Raw genomic sequence first — 2,960 nt, 5'->3', positions numbered from 1 at the left:
ACACCAATCATCAGACAATCAGCGGGTTTGACGCCAGTTGGACAGAATTAATCCGTCCGAATCGATGGAAATTTTGCATAATCAGCAACTGCTGACATCCCGCCCGACGACATTAACAGGAGTTATCCATGAGAATTCACAGCCTGCAACATGTTCCCTTTGAAGATATCGGCAGCATGGCAAGCGACTTTCGCACACGCGGTTATGCGCTCACCACGACCCATTGGTATCGCGGCGATCTAGCACCAGCAGTGAGTGATTTTGATGCTTTAGTGGTGATGGGCGGCCCCATGGGGATTTACGATGAAGCAATTTACCCTTGGCTAGCCGATGAAAAAATCCTGATTAAAGAGACCATCGCCGCAGGGAAAATCGTGTTGGGAGTTTGTTTGGGCGCGCAGCTGATTGCTGATGTGCTGGGCGGAAAAGTCACGCGCAACCCACACAAAGAAATTGGCTGGTTGCCCATTATTATCAATCCCACTGCCGCAATACATCCCATCGCGCAGGTCTTTGCGCGCTACCCGAATGTATTTCACTGGCATGGTGATACATTTGCATTACCACCTGGCGCGGTGCATCTCGCCAGCAGCGAAGGCTGCGCTAATCAGGCGTATGTTTTTCAAGATCAGGTCTACGGTTTCCAATTTCATTTGGAAACCACACCTGCATCGGCGCGGGCATTAATTGAACATTGTGCGGAGGATATTGATGGTTCGCGCTACACACAATCGGCGCAAACCATTCTCGCAAGCGATGAAAAATTTGCGCAGATTAATCACGCGATGAGTGAAGTGATTGCGATCATTTTTGGCTCAGAGCAACACCTTAACTCAGAGCACCACGCCAAATAAATGCCCTGCCGCTGCGGTTAAGGCCATAGCGGCAGCGCCCCAAAAACCAACTCGCGCAGCCCCAATAAACGTATTTGCCCCGCCCACTTTTGCCGCAAGCCCACCCAATAACACCAACGCCAGTAACGAGCAAGACACAATCGCAAACGAAAGATATTGCGCAGGATGCAAGAGCACAACCAATAACGGGATCAGCGCACCCACTGCAAAGGTTGCGGCCGATGTCAGCGCCGCTTGCAATGGCCGTGCGCTAAACATATCGGTAATACCCAACTCATCGCGCGCGTGGGCGCCGAGCGCATCGTGCAGCATTAATTGTTTGGCTACTTCACGCGCGAGTTCGCGCTCCAAACCACGCGCGACGTAAATTTCTTCCAGTTCGCGATGCTCACCCGCCGAATCAGTCGCAAGTTCATGGGTCTCGCGTGCAAGATCGGCGGCCTCAGTGTCTGCCTGTGAACGAACCGACACATATTCGCCCGCCGCCATACTCATCGCACCGGCCACCAAACCCGCAACACCTGCTAGTAAAATTGCAGAGGAATCCGCCCGCGCGGCGGCGATACCCATCATCAAACTAGCAGTAGAAATAATGCCATCGTTTGCACCGAGAACTGCAGCGCGCAACCAACCTGAATGATGGGAACGGTGACCTTCGCGATGGCGCATAGGCTTAAGACTCTTTGTTGATTAATGAAATACGTTTTAAGGTGTTATCGCGCTTCACGTAGTGATGAAACAAACCCGCCAATACATGCAAGCCAATCAGGTAATAACCAATTTCACCCACCAAACCATGCCAGTGCTCAACTTGTTCCGCCAAGTCATGATTTTCACCCACTAGCGGCGGCAACTCCAATCCAAAAAAAGGCACACCATGACCTTCAGCACTTAAAATAATCCAGCCGGCAATCGGCATAAAAATCATGAATGCATAGAGCGACAAATGCATAATTTTTGCGAGCACATTTTCGAGCGGTTTAGGCGTGGGCACTATTGCCGGTGTAGGACTGGAGAGACGCACACCCAAGCGAGCCACCACCAAAATCAATACAGTGATACCAAACATAAAATGCAGCGCCTTCATCAGCTCACGGGGATCGCTACCCTTCGGGAAAATCCCACGGAATTCCATAGTCACATACACAGCGATCAAGAGTAAAAACATAAACCAATGCAAGCCAATAATAATCGGGCTATAGCGGTTAACAGTATTGGGATTATTCATCGTTATTCCTCTGCAAGTTTTTTATTGTGAAGATCTTATTTATACACCCGACCCTGGTATTTCAACCAACCGCCGGGATGCGTACCTTTTGGGTCATGATGTGTCCAGTGGATCACGCCCCCTTTTTGATTCCACTCGTATTCGCCATAAAATTCCAATTGCTCGCCCTCGCGCAAATTTTCCACACGCGGAGCCAGATCAATATTATGTGCGATGAGCAGGCTATGGCCGGACTCCAATTCCAGTAAAAATCGTTGATGGCGACTACCGTTATTATCATCAGGAAGAATCCGGGCGACCCTGCCCTCACCACCCAACTGCACATTGGATCGCCCGTTGCGGAATGCCTCGGCGATTAATACGTCGGCACCGCCAACACTCTCGCCCTGCGCGGTCAGCGCCAATTGCGCCTGGGCTGCATCTGATTCCAACAATTGTTGCTTGTTAAGGTTATTGAGCAGCGCCAGGCCAAGGGCAAAAACCAACAGGGCAATTAGCGGTTTTAATTTGGTGCGCGACTTCATGGATGAGTCTCAACAACTGCGGAGCGCGCAGCATAACCCAGACCAAACGCGCTGTTAACGCCTGCCTTGCCCGCGCCGCACTCTACCCACGCAAACTTAAGCCAAGATTAATTCAGCACTCAATACATCTGGTGAGCCCCACACTTTTTCACAAAAGTCGAATTGACAGACCATTTGGTCTGTTATCTAATGGCTACCGACCAAATGGTCGGTTGTTCAGTTACTGCCACAAACCGCTCAAGATGCAAGCCAAGTTAATAATGCAGAAAAAGGAACTTCACACCAGAGATGCCAATTGCCCGCTGCTTTCAGTATGGATTCAGCTCGCCAGCGCCAATCTAGTCGCGGGTATTC

At 50.5% G+C, this 2,960-nt stretch carries 4 protein-coding genes; 1 reads left to right on the top strand and 3 read right to left on the bottom strand.

The window, feature by feature from the left end:
- The first annotated feature begins 128 nt into the window (after positions 1–128).
- Positions 129–854 carry a type 1 glutamine amidotransferase gene (locus tag ACWA6V_RS20120; RefSeq protein WP_449524163.1) on the top strand — a complete coding sequence of 242 codons (726 nt, stop codon included), beginning with the start codon at positions 129–131 and terminating at the stop codon, positions 852–854.
- On the opposite strand, the gene ACWA6V_RS20115 is transcribed toward ACWA6V_RS20120, so the two are convergent.
- Genes ACWA6V_RS20115 through ACWA6V_RS20105 form a run of 3 tightly spaced genes read right to left on the bottom strand, consistent with a single transcriptional unit; the run spans position 834 to position 2,606 of the window.
- Entirely contained in the window at positions 834–1,523 is a 690-nt protein-coding gene (locus ACWA6V_RS20115; protein ID WP_449524162.1) for a VIT1/CCC1 transporter family protein, read from the bottom strand. The genes ACWA6V_RS20120 and ACWA6V_RS20115 overlap by 21 nt on opposite strands.
- 4 nt (positions 1,524–1,527) lie before the next feature.
- On the bottom strand, positions 1,528–2,082 hold the full coding sequence (locus ACWA6V_RS20110) for a cytochrome b (protein WP_449524161.1): 555 nt from the start codon (positions 2,080–2,082) through the stop codon (positions 1,528–1,530).
- 35 nt (positions 2,083–2,117) lie between these two features.
- Positions 2,118–2,606 carry a DUF3465 domain-containing protein gene (locus tag ACWA6V_RS20105; RefSeq protein ID WP_449524160.1) on the bottom strand — a complete coding sequence of 163 codons (489 nt, stop codon included), beginning with the start codon at positions 2,604–2,606 and terminating at the stop codon, positions 2,118–2,120.
- Positions 2,607–2,960: the final 354 nt, after the last annotated feature.

The sequence above is a fragment of the Cellvibrio sp. genome (assembly GCF_053579595.1).
Note: the sequence above shows the minus strand (reverse complement) of the source record. Positions and strands in the feature narration are given on the sequence as shown.